Below are 14,135 nucleotides of genomic sequence, written 5' to 3' on the forward strand. Positions count from 1 at the left end.
TCTCAAGCATTCAGGGTGAACAACATGTGCGGCGCAATCGCCAAGGCAATCGGCGCGCCGACGGTGTAGAGCTGGTTGTCGCTGCTGTCGACCAGCAGCGGTTGCGGGCCGCCCACGTCCACGAGCAGACGGCTTTGCGCGCCCTGGAAAAACTGCGCCAGCAGATGGCCGTGCAGGTGCCCTTCTCCTTCCATCACCCGCAAGTGTTCAGGGCGGCAGTAGATCGTGCTGGGCAGGTCCGCTCCGTGCCACGGCAACTCGCCGCCGCAGACTTTCAAGCCATGCGCTGAAGGCTCGATCACCGCGAAGGCATTGAGGTTGCCGACAAACCCCGCGACGAAGGCGTTAGCCGGTTTCTGGTAGATGTCCCGTGGGCTAGCCAGTTGGGCAACACGCCCGTGTTCCATCACCAGGATGCGGTCGCCCAGGGCCATGGCTTCACCCTGGTCGTGGGTGACGAACACCGAGGTGATGCCGAGCCCACGCAGCAGTTCGTTCAGTTCGCTGCGCAGCCGTTCGCGCAATTGCGCATCGAGGGCCGCCAGCGGTTCATCCAGCAATAACACCTTGGGGCGCGGCGCCAAGGCACGGGCCAGGGCCACACGCTGACGCTGGCCGCCGGAGAGCTCGTGGATGCTGCGCTTGCCGTGATGCTGCAAGCCCACCAGTTCCAGCAATTCGTCGCAGCGCTTGTTGCGCTCAGGCACCGACATGCCGCGAATCTTCAAGCCGTAAACGATATTCCCCGCCACATCCAGGTTGGGGAACAGCGCGTAGTTCTGGAATACCATGCCCACGTCGCGGCGTTCGATCGGCAGGCGGGTCACGTCCTGATCGCCAAAAAACACTTGGCCCACATCCGGGCGTTCCAGGCCGGCGATCAGGCGCAAGGTCGTGGTTTTGCCACAGCCTGACGGGCCAAGGATCGCCAGGGTTTCGCCGCCTTCGACGGTCAGGTTCAGGTCATGCACGGCCACGGTGCCGTCGGCGAACGCCTTGCGACAGCCTTGCAGGCGAATAGTGATAGCGGTCATCGACGCTCTCCACGGGACAAACGGGCACTGATGGCCTGCAGCGCGATCAGCAGCGGCACGATCATCAGCAAAAAGATAAGGGTGTAGGCGCTGGCGATTTCCAGGCGCGCCGAGGCGTAGCTGTCCGCCAGGCCCACGGGCAAGGTCTTGGTCATCGGCGTATGGAGCATCCAGGTCAGGTTGAACTCACCCAGGGACAACGTGACCACCATCAGCACACCGGCCAGGATCCCCGCCCGGCAGTTGGGCACCACCACGCTGAAGAAACGCTTGATCGGACCGGCGCCCAGGCTGGCCGCCGCCTCCTCCAGCACCGGCAATTGCTGGCGCTGCATCACCGCCATCACCGGGCGTACCAGGAACGGCAAGGTGAACAACACGTGGCCGACCAAAATGAACACCCAACTGCTACGGAAGCTGCCGAACTGGCCATAGGTGAGCAGCAAGGCCAGCGCACTGGCCAGTCCGGGCATGGCCACCGGCAGCACCATCAGTTCTTCAAAAGCGCGGCTGAAGCGGTTGTTCATACGTACCAATGCGTAGGCCGCCGGTACGCCAATCACGCAGACGCACACGGCACAGGCCAGCGCCAGTTGCAGCGACAACCACACGGTGGGCGAATAGGCCTGCCACACCTGGATCAACCAATCGAAGGTCAAGCCGCTGGACAGGCCCACAAAGAAGTTGCGCGTCAGCCCGGCCAGCAGCGACATGAGCACCGGCACCAACATGAAGGCACACACCAGCAGGGTAAACAGCAGTTGCATCACAAACAGCGATGAGCGTTTCACAGCACAGTCCCCGCGTTTTTCACCAGGCGGCGCGTGAGCAGCAACACGGCCCAGGTCACCGCGCCGAGGACCACCGACAGCGCGGCAGCCACGGCAAAGTTGGCGTAGTTGGTAAACACGTTGTAGATCGCCACCGGGGTGACATTCAGCCGCGTGCCCAAGGTAAAGGCGGTGCCAAAGGCGCCCATGGACGTGGCAAAACAGATCGCCCCGCACGACGCCAGCGCCGGCGCCAGGCCCGGCACAATCACATCGCACACCACCCGCCAATGCCCGGCACCCAGCGAATGCGCGGCTTCTTCCAGGCTGCGGTCGAGGCTTTCGCAGGCGGCCATCACCGTGAGGATCACCCGTGGAATCGAGAAATACAGGTACCCCACGAACAACCCCGCCAGCGAGTAGGCAAAGATCCAGCGCTCACCCGCCAGTTGCAGGCCCAGGGCGGCAAACAGGCCCTGGCGCCCCGCCAGCAGAATCACCAGGAAGCCCACCACCACGCCGGGAAACGCCAGCGGAAACGTCAGCAATGCCACCAGCGCCGAGCGCCCGAAGAACTGCTGGCGGGCGAGAAACACGCCGCTGATGCCGCCGATCACCAACGCGACCAGCGTCACCACCACCGCCAGCACCAGGGTTTGCCCAAGGCTGCCCAGGTACTGCGCGCTGCTGAGTACCTGCCAGTAACCGCTGCCGTTGCTGTCACGGCTTTCGGCACCGAGCAGCACCAAGTGCGCGAGCGGCAACAGCCAGAACGCGAGCAGCACCGCAAACGCCGGGGCCAGTGCCCAGGCGGCATGTCTTGCCGATGCTGCCACTTACTTGACCTCGTTCAGGTAACGGGCGGCGAAGGCTTCCTGCACAGCGGCCATTTTTTCGTAGTCCACCACCCCGGCGCGCGCGTAATCGCTGTCGGGCAGGAACTGCGCGGCGACGTCGGCCGGCATTTTCATCGGGCGCACAGGGCGCAGGTACGCCTTGGCCCAGAGTGCCTGGCCTTCGTCCGACAGCACGAAGTCGAGGACTTTTTCGGCATTGGCGCGGTGCGGCGCGTTGGCGACCAGGCTCATCACGTAAGGCACGCTGATGCTGCCTTCCTTGGGGATCACGAAGGCGACGTTGGCCTTGTCTTTGTAGCGCGCGCGGTAGGCGTTGAAGTCGTAGTCCACCAGGATCGGCAACTCACCGGACAGCACCCGTGCATACGCGGTTTGCTTGGGCACGATGGGCGCGTTCTTTGCCAGTTTCTGGAAGTAGTCGATGGCCGGGGCAAAGTTGTCGAGGTCGCCGCCCATGGCACGGTTGATCGCCACTGCCGACACGTAGCCGACGAAGGCGCTGGACGGGTCGAGGTAACCGACCATGCCTTTGTACTCTGGCTTGAGCAGGTCGGCCCAGCTTTGCGGCACCGGCAAACCACCGAGTGCATCAACGTTGACCATGATGCCCAAGGTGCCGGAATGGATCGCGAACCAATGGCCGGCAGGGTCTTTGAGGCCCGCCGGAATCTGCTCCCAGCCCTTGGGTTTGTAGGTGTCGACCACCTGGGCTTTTTGTGCCTGCAGACCGAAGGTCACGCCGTAGTAAACGACGTCGGCGACCGGTGCGGCTTTTTCCGCCACCAACTGCGCCAGGGACTGGCCGGAGTTCTTGTTGTCCAGCGGCACCTGCACGCCGGTGCTGGCGGCAATAGCCTTGAGCTGAGTGCCCCAGTCGGCCCAGTCCGGCGGGCAATTGTAGCAAATCGCGGTGTCGGCGGCCTGGGCCAGGCTGGCCGTACCGCACAGCAGCAGGGCTGCCAGGGTTTTACTGAGTGCGCGCATCAAGGGTCTCCTCATGGGGTTGGGTACTGTCGCCTGGTCGAATGTGGCAAGGCAGGCAATGGGAAATCGGGGCGTTGCCGGCGATCTGCGCCAGCAACTGGTCAATCACGGTGCTGGCAAGCAGCGCAATGGGCTGCACCACGCTGCACAGGGTCGGGTGCATCTGGGTGCCGAGGCTGATGCCGTCGAACCCCATCACCGAGAGTTGTTCGGGTACGTTCCAAGCGTTGCGGCGCAACTCAGCGATCAGGCTGATTGCCAGGAAATCGTTGGAGCACACCAAAGCGGTGGGTGCCTCGGCCCCCTGGAGGAAAGGTTCGATAGCAGCGAATTCGGCCTGGGTGTGGGCCGGCATTTCGATCACCGGGCGGCTCTTGAGGCCGTATTCCTTCATCGCATCGCAGTAACCGGCGTAACGCAGGCGGGCACGGTCCGATTGCAAAGCGGGGCCAGCGACCATGCTGATGCGCCGGTGTCCGGCGTCCAGCAGATACCGGGTTGCCATGGCCATGCCGGCGCGGTTGTCGACCGACACGGCGCTGTAGTTGGGGTTGCTAGGTTGGTGGTAGGCCAGTACGAACGGCGTCTGTTCGGTGTTCAGGCTGCTGAGCACGCTATTGCTCTCGGCATCGGTGACCGTCAGCACCAGGCCGTCGACGCGCTGGCGCAGCAGCTCTTCCACCACAATGCACTCGCGTTCACTGCTGTAGTCGGTGGTTGCCAGCAACAGGCTGTAGCCGCGCGACCGTGCAGCGCGCTCCATGGCCTGGAACTGCTCGGCAAACACCGGGTTGAGCAGGTTAGGCACCACCACGCCGATCAATTGGGTGGTTTGCAGGCGCAATTGGCGGCCCAGCAGGTTCGGCCGGAAGCCCAACTCACGGGCGGCGGCGAACACCTGCTCGCGGGTGGTCGGGCGCACTTGGTCGGGGGAGGCAAAGGTGCGGGCGGCGGTGGCGCGGGATACACCAGCCAGGCGCGCAACGTCTTTCAGGTCAGTCATTGTCACTCGCTTGAGATCGATCTCATTGGCGAGGACAGTAGCGGGGGAATGTGGCAGTTCAGTGCCGAGAACATGACGATTTGATGTCAGCCAAGGACTGCTGCCATGCACCTGTGGTGAGCGGGCTTGCCCCGCGCTGGGTGGCGAAGCCACCCCAATAAGGACGCCGCGGAGCTCCAGAAAAATCGTGGTGCCTGGATTCAGGGCGGCTTCGCCCCCCAGCGCGGGGCAAGCCCGCTCACTACAAAAAAACGGTGTCGGCCCCTGAACAGTCACACTCTGGCGCTACGCTCGTAAACCAAGGGCAGCAAAATCCGCCCACTAACCTTTCGATTCGATCCAAGTGCGGGCACAATGCGTGTCCTTTTTTGGCAGGCACCGCCGCAGGCTCTCAAAAATGATCAAAACGCCGTACTACCTCATCGATAAACAGAAGCTTCTGGTCAACATGCAGAAGATTGCTTACGTGCGCGAGCAGTCCGGCGCCAAGGCCCTGCTGGCGCTCAAGTGCTTTGCCACCTGGTCGGTGTTCGACCTGATGCAGCAATACATGGACGGCACCACCTCGTCGTCGCTGTATGAGCTCAAGCTCGGCCGCCAGAAGTTCGAAGGCGAGGCGCACGCCTACAGCGTGGCCTGGGCCGACGATGAAATCGAAGAGATGCTGGATAACTGCGACAAGATCATCTTCAACTCCATCAGCCAGCTGCAGCGCTTTGCCGAACGCTCCGAAGGCAAGACCCGCGGCCTGCGCGTCAACCCGCAGGTGAGCAGTTCCGACTACTTGCTGGCCGACCCGGCGCGTCCGTTCAGCCGCCTGGGCGAATGGGACCCGGTGAAGATCGAAGGCGTGATCGAGCAGATCTCCGGCTTTATGTTCCACAACAACTGCGAGAACGGCGATTTCAGCCTGTTCGACAACATGCTCGGCACCATCGAAGAACGCTTCGGCGCGCTGCTGCACAAGGTCGAGTGGGTCAGCCTCGGCGGCGGCATCCACTTCACCGGTGAAGACTATGCCGTGGACGCGTTCTGCGCGCGCCTGAAGGCGTTCTCCGAAAAGTACGGCGTGCAGGTCTACCTGGAACCCGGCGAAGCGGCGATCACCAACAGCGCCTCCCTGGAAGTCACCGTGCTCGACACCCTCTACAACGGCAAGAACCTCGCCGTGGTCGACAGTTCCATCGAAGCCCACCTGCTGGACCTGCTGATCTATCGCCTCAACGCCAAGCTGGCGCCGAGCGATGGCGAACACACCGTCATGGTGTGCGGCAAATCCTGCCTGGCCGGGGACATCTTCGGCGAGTATCAATTTGATCGTCCGCTGGCCATCGGCGATCGGCTGTCGTTCATCGACACCGCAGGCTACACCATGGTCAAGAAAAACTGGTTCAACGGCCTGAAAATGCCGTCCATCGTAGTGAAACAACTCGACGGTACAGTCGAGGTGGTTCGTGAATTTGGTTACGACGACTACCTGTCCAGCCTTTCGTAAGCTGGCGGATAAAGGAGAGATAAAGCAATTGAAAAAGAACGTTCTTATCATTGGTGCAGGAGGTGTCGCCAAGGTGGTGGCCCACAAGTGCGCGCAGCACAACGACGAACTCGGTCGTATTGCTATCGCGTCGCGCAACATCTCCAAATGCCAGGCCATCATCGACAGCGTCAAGGCCAAGGGTAGCCTCAAGGTTCCCGCCGATATCCAAGCCTTCGCGCTGAACGCCCTGGACGTGGAAGCGACCAAGGCCCTGATCCGCGAGACCGAATCGCAGATCGTCATCAACGTCGGCTCCGCGTTCCTCAACATGTCGGTCCTGCGGGCCTGCATCGACACCGGCGTTGCGTACCTCGACACCGCCATCCACGAAGAGCCGGGCAAGGTCTGCGAGACCCCGCCGTGGTACGGCAACTACGAGTGGAACCACCTGGAAGAGTGCAAACAGAAGAACATCACCGCCATCCTTGGCGTGGGCTTCGACCCGGGTGTCGTCAACGCGTATGCCGCGCTGGCGCAGCAACAGCATTTCGACCGCATTGATTCGATCGACATCCTCGACGTCAATGCCGGCTCCCATGGCAAATACTTCGCCACCAACTTCGACCCGGAAATCAACTTCCGCGAGTTCACCGGACAGGTGTGGAGCTGGCAGAACAGCCAGTGGACCAGCAACACCATGTTCGAAGTCAAACGCACCGACGACCTGCCGGTCGTCGGTTCGCAGAACCTTTACCTCACCGGCCACGATGAAGTGCACTCGCTGTCGAAAAACCTCGACGTGCCCAACGTGCGTTTCTGGATGAGCTTCGGCGAACACTACATCAACGTGTTTACCGTGCTGAAGAACCTCGGCCTGCTCTCCGAAAAGCCGGTCACCACCGCCGAAGGCCTGGAAGTCGTGCCGCTGAAACTGGTCAAGGCCGTGCTGCCCGACCCGTCTTCGCTCGCGCCGGGCTACACCGGCAAGACCTGCATCGGCGACCTGGTCAAAGGCACCAAGAACGGCCAACCCCACGAGATGTTCATCTACAACGTGGCGTGCCATGAAGAAGCCTTTGCCGAGACCGACAGCCAAGGCATCTCCTACACCGCAGGTGTTCCACCGGTCGCCGCCGCGCTGCTGGTGGCGCGTGGCGAATGGGATGTGAAGCACATGGCCAACGTCGAAGAACTGCCGGCTGAGCCGTTCCTGAAAGCGCTGGACGTGATGGGCTTGCCGACTCGGATTAAAGACGAGCACGGTGATCGGGCTTGGGATGCAATTGCCTGAATAGGCGATCGCTGACCGAACAAAACGGTGGGAGGGGGCTTGCCCCCGAGAGCGGTAGATCAGTCACAGCTGTATTGACTGACACACTGCAATCGGGGGCAAGCCCCCTCCCACATTTGGTTTTAGGGTGTCTGTTATTCCAAGTTCCGGGCCGAGTTGCTCAGCGCCCTCGAACATTGTAAAAGCGCCGGCGCCAACTGCCGCTCCGCATCAGCCCTGCTCCACCGACTGGTGGGCGCCACCACATGCACCGCCGCCACCGGCCGGCCATTGGCGCCCAGCACCGGCGCACCAATGGTCATGTCGCCCAGGAACAGCTCCTGGCCATTCACCGCATAGCCCTGCTCGCGCACTTGCTGCAACGACTCCATGATTTTGTCGACTTCAGTCAGCGTCTGGCTGGTGTGCGCAATGCGCTGGCTGTTCTCGATCAACACCAACGCCTCGTCCTGCGGCAAGGCACTCAAGTACGCTCGCCCCGACGCCGTGCAATACATCGGCACCCGCGAGCCGATCGGCATATGCACCGGCACAAAGCCCGAGCTGACGAACCGTGCGATATAGGTCATGTCGTAGCCCGCAGGTTCGGTGAGGCACGAGGTCTCACCGGTCAATCGCGTCAACTCCGAGAGAAACGGATTGGCCACCTCGATCAACGAATGCGCATCCAGGTAACTGAAGCCCAACTCCAACACGTGCGGTGTGAGTTGGTAATGCCGTGTGCGGGAGTGTTTCCGAAGGTAACCCAGGCTCTCAAGGGTAAACACCATGCGCTGGGCCGAGCTTTTGGTCATGCCGGCGGCCTCGGCCACCTCTGCAAGGCTCATGCTGCGGCGTTGGGCACTGAAGGCCTTGAGCACCGACAGGCCCTTTTCCAGGGATTGGTTGTGCAGACTGTTGCGTTCTTCGGACATGGAGGACTCGCGGTCAGGTCGATCAGGCGTGGCGATATTTCTACTCTAAATCATTAAAATAGACCACTAAATATCGCATATCGATACGAATAGTTCATTTTGTCTACTTTCTATAGCGACATTCGATTTTTTTAAATCGAAATGGCACAGAGCTTGCGATTTCATCGGCAGCCGCTTGCGGTACTGACTTTCCGTTTTCCTTCTGGAGTAACCCGATGAACAGTCTTTCGCCCTTGTTTCGCCGCCTTGCCTTCGGTCTTTGCGCCACGTTCTGCGTCAGCGCTGCGCACGCAGAAAGTGCGTCCTCGTACAAAGTCGGTGCAACGGCCAGTGGTTCGCCGTTTACCTTCCTAGACATCAAGAGCAACAGCATCCAGGGCGTGATGGTCGACGTGGCTGAGGCCGTGGGCAAGGCCGGCGGTTTCACCAGCCAGATCGAGCAGACCAACTTCGCCGCACTGATCCCCTCCCTGACCTCCGGCAAGCTCGACTTCATTTCCGCGGGCATGCTCAAGACCGAAGAGCGCACCAAGGTCGTCGACTTCAGCGCCCCGGTGTATGCCTACGGTGAAGGCCTGATCATCAACACCGATGACAACACCGCCTACCCCGACCTGATGCCGCTGAAGGATCAGGTGGTCGGCGTACAGGCCGGCACCGTCTTCTATGACCAGTTGAACAAGCTCGGCATCTTCAAGGAAATCCGCACCTACGACTCCATCGGCGAGATGGTCCGTGACCTGTCCCTGGGCCGCATCAAGGCCGCCGTGGGTGATCAGCCGGTGGTCGCCTACCAGATCCGCCAGAAGCTGTTCAAAGGCGTGAAACTGGCGCCGGACTACAAGCCCACCAATGTCGGCGAAGTGTGCCTGGTGGTGCGCAAGGGCGACACAAAAACCCTCGAACGCCTGAACACCGCCATCGCCAGCATCAAGGCGGATGGCACCCTCGACAGCATCCTGAAGAAGTGGGGACTCGATACCCAGGTGCGCCCATGAACCCGGCTGAGTTCCTGCAAAACGCCCAGGACTTCTTGCCGATTTTGCTGCAAGGCGCCTGGGTGACGATCCAGATCACCGTGCTGTCGTTCCTGCTCAGCAGTGCCATCGGCCTGGTGCTGGCGTTGCTCAAGCTGTCGCCGATCCGTGCGCTGTCGTGGACGGCGAGCACCATCATCAACGTGATCCGTGGCCTGCCGATCATCGTGCAGCTGTTCTACATCTACTTCGTGCTGCCCGACATGGGTGTGCACCTCACCGCGTTTTATGCAGGCGTGATCGGCATGGGCATCGCCTACTCGGCGTACCAGGCCGAGAACTTCCGTACCGGCATCATTGCCGTTGAACAGGGCCAGCGTGAAGCCGCCGAAGCCTTGGGCATGCGCTCGACGCTGATGATGCGCCGGGTGATCCTGCCGCAAGCGTTTCGCATTGCGCTGCCGCCGTATGGCAACACGCTGGTGATGATGCTCAAGGACTCGTCGCTGGTGTCCACCATCACCGTCGCCGAGATGACCCGCCAAGGCCAACTGATCGCCTCGTCGACCTTCCAGAACATGACCGTCTACACCTTGGTCGCCCTGCTCTACCTGCTGATGAGCCTGCCGCTGGTGTATGGCCTGCGCCGCATGGAACAGCACCTGGGCCGGAGGAAAAAAGCATGATCGAAATTCGCCAACTGCAAAAACACTACGGCAGCCACCGCGTGCTGCACGGCGTCGACTTGGACGTGGCCAAGGGTGAAGTGGTGTGCCTCATCGGCCCCTCGGGCTCTGGCAAATCCACCCTGCTGCGCTGCATCAACGCGCTGGAGGCCTACGACGGTGGCGCGATTACCGTGTTCGGCGAAACCGTGCAGCGCGGCAGCAAGACCGTGCACGCCCTGCGCAGCCGCATGGGCATGGTGTTCCAACGCTTCAACCTGTTCCCTCACCGCAGCGTGCTGGAGAACGTGATGGAAGGCCCGGTGTACGTCAAAGGCGAGTCGCCCAAGCAGGCCCGCGAAGAAGCCCTGGTACTGCTGGAAAAAGTCGGCCTGAGCGCCAAGGCCGACGCCTACCCGGAACAACTCTCCGGAGGCCAGCAACAACGCGTGGCCATCGCCCGCGCCCTGGCGATGAAACCCGAAGCCATGCTGTTCGATGAACCCACCTCGGCGCTCGACCCAGAACTGGTCGGCGATGTATTGGCGGTGATGCGCACCCTCGCCGATGAAGGCATGACCATGATCGTGGTCACTCACGAAATGGGTTTTGCGCGGGAGGTGGCAGACCGTGTGTGCTTCCTGCATGGCGGCTACATCGTAGAAAGTGGCGCGGCCGAGCAAGTGCTGGGCAATCCGCAGCATCCGCGCACCCAGGATTTCCTGCGGCGGGTGCTGCACCCCACTGGTGATACGCGGAGCCTGTCATGAAGTCCTTGTGGTCAGCGACTGCGCCCTCGGTGGTGCCGACGCCTGCGTTGAGCGAATCGGTGAAGGTGGATGTGGCGATTGTCGGCGCGGGGTATACCGGCTTGTCGACGGCGCTGCATTTGGCCGAGCGTGGCGTCAGTGTATGTGTATTGGAGGCCAACGAGCCGGGCTGGGGCGCGTCGGGACGCAACGGTGGGCAGGTCAACCCGACGCTCAAATACGACCCCGAGCAACTGGTGCAAATGTACGGTCCGGAGCGTGCCGAACCGTTGATCTCAACCGTGTCGAATTCGGCCGACCTGGTGTTCAGGCTGATCGAAAAGCACGGCATTGATTGCGCGCCGGTGCGCAAGGGTTGGATGCAGGTGTCGTACACCGAAAAAGGCGTGGCAGGGTTACATGCACGCGCGGATCAATGGGCCAGACGCGGCGTGCCGGTGCAGCGTTTGAACGCAACGGCGGTGGCCTCGCGCATGGGCAGCGACGCTTTTGCCGGCGGCTGGCTGGACGGTCGCGCGGGTGCGATTCAACCGCTGGCGTATGCCCGGGGGTTGGTGGGCGCGGCGCTGGCGGCGGGTGTGCGGATTCATGGGCACAGCGCGGTGACGGGCCTGCATCGCCAGGGCTCCGGCTGGCAGTTACAGACCGCGAACGGTGCACAGGTCACGGCCGATCAAGTCGTGCTGGCCACCAACGGCTACAGCGGCGACCTGTGGCCGGGCATGGCTCAAAGCATATTGGCGGCGAACAGTTTTATCGTCGCGACCAAGCCTTTGAAAGGCCATGCAGTCGACAGCATTTTACCGGGCCAGGAAACCGTCTCCACCGCGCAAAGGCTGTTGCTGTACTTTCGCAAAGACAGCCATGGCCGCTTGCTGATGGGCGGACGCGGGCTGTTCAACGACCCCACCTCGCCCACCGATTTCGCCCACCTGGAACGCTCGCTGGCGTTGCTGTTTCCGCAGTTGGGGCCATTGGAATTTGAGTATCGCTGGGCGGGCCGTATCGCAATCACCCGTGACTTCATGCCCCATGTTCACCAGCCAGCGCCGGGGCTCACATTAGCACTGGGCTGCAATGGCCGTGGGATCGCACTGTGTACCAGCCTGGGCCAGCAATTGGCGGGCAAGCTGTGTGACAGCCAGGCAGAGTTCGCCTACCCGGTGACACCGTTGCAGCGCTTGCCGATGCATGGGTTGCAGCGGTTTTACATTGGGGCAGGCGTTGCGTGGTATAGCGTGTTGGATCGGTTCAATATCAGCTGAAATACGTCCCCTGTAGTGAGCGAGCTTGCTCGCGCTGGGCTGCGCAGCAGCCCTTAAACCCGACAACCGAGCCGCATCAGGTATACCGCGCAAACCGTCTTGGGGCCGCTTCGCGGCCCAACGGGAGCAAGCTCCCTCGCCACAGGGGATCGCATTTAGCCATGAGTTCCAGGACTTTTCCCACAAGGGTTTCAGGTTGTCGCTCGGAACTTCGCTGACTAACCTCTGCGCCGTCGCTGCCAATTCAGCGGCCGGATTTGACCGTCCGAACCCAAAGTGCATCTGCATCAACATCGATCCAGGCGTTTCTTTTGCGTCTGCTGTATCGTGTCGCGGCAGCTGTACGCGGGATACCTTCGGGTATGCCGGGCTACTTTGGGACCGGTCGGTCAACCCGCGTATAGCTGCCACCCTCTTTCGCTTGACCGCGAATCGTGGCGGCTCAACTCCCAAAGAGATTTGACCATGATCAAAGACAGCCCCAATCCCCCAGAAACACTCTTCACCGTCCGTGCCGACTTAGACACGGAAACCTTGCTGGCCAACGCCTCCCAAGACCTCGCCTCCATCAACGACATCGCGGCCCACCTGGCATTTGAAGTAAACGGCGCCCAACGCAACATCGCGCTGGGCATCTGTCGCATGCTGGAAGGGGTGCAACTATTGGTCGACAAGGCGCTGAATACGGCTTACCCCGCAGCCTGAATCGTCAAAGACGATCGTTCCCATGAACGGGAACGATCTCAAAACACCGACCACCCAATCCGCTCACTCAACAACTCCAACGCCTTCATCCCCGCCAGCGAATTTCCCGCCGCGTTCAACTCCGGCGACCACACGCACACCGTAAACTGCCCCGGCACCACGGCAACGATCCCGCCACCCACTCCGCTCTTGCCCGGCAGGCCGACGCGATAAGCAAAATTCCCTGCCTCGTCATACAGCCCGCTGGTGGCCATGATCGAGTTGACTTGTCGGGTCTGTCGGGCGGTCAGGATCTGTTCGCCGCTGTGGGCACTCGTGCCCTCGTTTGCCAGGAAGCTGAACGCCTTGGCCAGATCCACGCAGCTCATTTGCAGCGCGCAGTAGTTGAAGTAGCTGTGCAGCACGGCATCCACGTCGTTGTGGAAGTTGCCGAAGGATTTCATCAGGTAGGCCATGGCGGCGTTGCGCGCGCCATGCTGGGCTTCGGATTCGGCGACGACGCTGTTGACCAGGATGTGTGGGTTGCCCGACAGGCGCCGCACGAAGTCGCGCATCGACAGGATCGGCACGGCGAAGCGCGACTGGTTGATGTCGCAGATCACCAGCGCACCCGCATTGATGAACGGATTGCGCGGGCGCCCGCGTTCGAATTCCAACTGCACCATGGAGTTGAACGGCTGCCCTGACGGCTCGTGGCCCAAGCGCTCCCAGATGGTTTCGCCGCCGTGGTCGATGGCCTGCACCAGGCTGAACACCTTGGAGATACTCTGCACCGAAAACAGCGTATCGGCATCACCGGCGCGGTAGGCCGAGCCGTCGTTGCCGTACACGGCGATACCGAGTTGGTTGGCCGGTACATCGGCCAGCGCGGGGATGTAATCGGCGACTTTGCCGAGGCCGATCAGTGGACGCACTTCGTCGAGAATCGACGAGAGCATCGCCTGCATGTCTTGTCCTGTCATCTGTGTTGGAATCGCTGGTAAACGGGTCGCGGAGGATACTTCAATGCGCGCGGAAGCCCCACATAATCTCAACCACCCGCTCGGCAATCACCAGGTACACCAGGATCAGCAACAGTTGCAGCGCCAGGTGATAACGCAGCTTGGCCAGCCGGCGAATGCCATCGCTGATATTCAACACCGTCAGCAATGCGGACAGGATGATCAACCCCCACCCCGCGACATCGGACGCAAACACGCCGATAAACAGTTCACGTTGCCCGACCAATGTGTGCGTCCCCGCCGCAAACAACAGTGCACACACCAGCAGGTTCTTCACGTTGTCGAAGATCTGCGTGCTCAGGTCGTTTTCCAGCAGCGCCATATAGCGCTTCCATAAGGTCTGCATCGCTCGGTACCGATCAGGGATGGCTCGTCACTCAAAGTAGTCCAATTGCCCGTACACTGCACCGCTGCGCTCACCC

Annotated in this window: 15 protein-coding genes; 7 read left to right on the forward strand and 8 right to left on the reverse strand. The window is 61.5% G+C overall.

The window, feature by feature from the left end; translation table 11 throughout:
- Positions 1–2: 2 nt before the first annotated feature.
- Genes K7431_RS03880 through K7431_RS03900 form a run of 5 tightly spaced genes read right to left on the reverse strand, consistent with a single transcriptional unit; the run spans position 3 to position 4,648 of the window.
- Positions 3–1,034: an ABC transporter ATP-binding protein gene (locus tag K7431_RS03880; protein WP_012724722.1), complete on the reverse strand. Its 1,032-nt coding sequence runs from the start codon at positions 1,032–1,034 to the stop codon at positions 3–5.
- Positions 1,031–1,825 (reverse strand): ABC transporter permease, encoded by a 795-nt coding sequence (locus K7431_RS03885; protein ID WP_012724723.1) that lies wholly within the window; start codon positions 1,823–1,825, stop codon positions 1,031–1,033. Before K7431_RS03885 ends, K7431_RS03880 begins: the two co-directional genes overlap by 4 nt.
- Entirely contained in the window at positions 1,822–2,640 is an 819-nt protein-coding gene (locus K7431_RS03890; RefSeq protein ID WP_012724724.1) for an ABC transporter permease, read from the reverse strand. The genes K7431_RS03885 and K7431_RS03890 overlap by 4 nt, the downstream gene beginning before the upstream one ends.
- A complete protein-coding gene (locus tag K7431_RS03895; RefSeq protein WP_043205474.1) occupies positions 2,641–3,645 on the reverse strand; it encodes an ABC transporter substrate-binding protein in 1,005 nt (334 codons plus the stop codon). It lies immediately after the preceding gene.
- Positions 3,629–4,648, reverse strand: coding sequence for a LacI family DNA-binding transcriptional regulator (locus K7431_RS03900; RefSeq protein WP_012724726.1), 1,020 nt, complete (start codon positions 4,646–4,648; stop codon positions 3,629–3,631). Before K7431_RS03900 ends, K7431_RS03895 begins: the two co-directional genes overlap by 17 nt.
- Positions 4,649–5,045: 397 nt before the next feature.
- Between K7431_RS03900 and K7431_RS03905 the strand changes: the two genes are divergently transcribed.
- Positions 5,046–6,143, forward strand: a complete 1,098-nt coding sequence (locus K7431_RS03905; protein WP_012724727.1) for a carboxynorspermidine decarboxylase — start codon at positions 5,046–5,048, stop codon at positions 6,141–6,143.
- A 28-nt stretch (positions 6,144–6,171) separates the two neighbouring features.
- Positions 6,172–7,416: a saccharopine dehydrogenase family protein gene (locus K7431_RS03910; protein ID WP_012724728.1), complete on the forward strand. Its 1,245-nt coding sequence runs from the start codon at positions 6,172–6,174 to the stop codon at positions 7,414–7,416.
- A 134-nt stretch (positions 7,417–7,550) separates the two neighbouring features.
- On the opposite strand, the gene K7431_RS03915 is transcribed toward K7431_RS03910, so the two are convergent.
- Positions 7,551–8,330, reverse strand: coding sequence for an IclR family transcriptional regulator (locus K7431_RS03915; RefSeq protein WP_012724729.1), 780 nt, complete (start codon positions 8,328–8,330; stop codon positions 7,551–7,553).
- A gap of 215 nt (positions 8,331–8,545) precedes the next feature.
- On the opposite strand from K7431_RS03915, the gene K7431_RS03920 reads away from it, so the two are divergent.
- The 5 genes from K7431_RS03920 (at position 8,546) to K7431_RS03940 (ending at position 12,712) form a co-directional block, all read left to right on the forward strand.
- Positions 8,546–9,328, forward strand: a complete 783-nt coding sequence (locus tag K7431_RS03920) for an ABC transporter substrate-binding protein (protein WP_012724730.1) — start codon at positions 8,546–8,548, stop codon at positions 9,326–9,328.
- Entirely contained in the window at positions 9,325–9,993 is a 669-nt protein-coding gene (locus tag K7431_RS03925; protein WP_012724731.1) for an amino acid ABC transporter permease, read from the forward strand. Before K7431_RS03920 ends, K7431_RS03925 begins: the two co-directional genes overlap by 4 nt.
- The gene (locus K7431_RS03930) at positions 9,990–10,742 is read left to right on the forward strand and encodes an amino acid ABC transporter ATP-binding protein (protein ID WP_012724732.1); all 753 of its coding nucleotides are present in this window, start codon (positions 9,990–9,992) and stop codon (positions 10,740–10,742) included. Before K7431_RS03925 ends, K7431_RS03930 begins: the two co-directional genes overlap by 4 nt.
- Entirely contained in the window at positions 10,739–12,007 is a 1,269-nt protein-coding gene (locus K7431_RS03935) for an NAD(P)/FAD-dependent oxidoreductase (protein WP_012724733.1), read from the forward strand. The genes K7431_RS03930 and K7431_RS03935 overlap by 4 nt, the downstream gene beginning before the upstream one ends.
- A gap of 465 nt (positions 12,008–12,472) precedes the next feature.
- Entirely contained in the window at positions 12,473–12,712 is a 240-nt protein-coding gene (locus tag K7431_RS03940) for a DUF6124 family protein (protein ID WP_043205477.1), read from the forward strand.
- Between the two features lie 38 nt (positions 12,713–12,750).
- On the opposite strand, the gene glsB is transcribed toward K7431_RS03940, so the two are convergent.
- Both glsB and K7431_RS03950 read right to left on the reverse strand, forming a co-directional pair.
- Positions 12,751–13,659 (reverse strand): glutaminase B, encoded by a 909-nt coding sequence (gene glsB / locus K7431_RS03945; RefSeq protein ID WP_012724735.1) that lies wholly within the window; start codon positions 13,657–13,659, stop codon positions 12,751–12,753.
- 55 nt (positions 13,660–13,714) lie between these two features.
- Complete coding sequence (locus K7431_RS03950; protein ID WP_012724736.1) at positions 13,715–14,059, reverse strand: hypothetical protein; 345 nt, start codon at positions 14,057–14,059, stop codon at positions 13,715–13,717.
- Positions 14,060–14,135 lie beyond the last annotated feature (76 nt).

Source organism: Pseudomonas fluorescens group sp., assembly GCF_020093335.1.
In the GTDB taxonomy this organism is placed as follows: domain Bacteria; phylum Pseudomonadota; class Gammaproteobacteria; order Pseudomonadales; family Pseudomonadaceae; genus Aquipseudomonas; species Aquipseudomonas petroselini.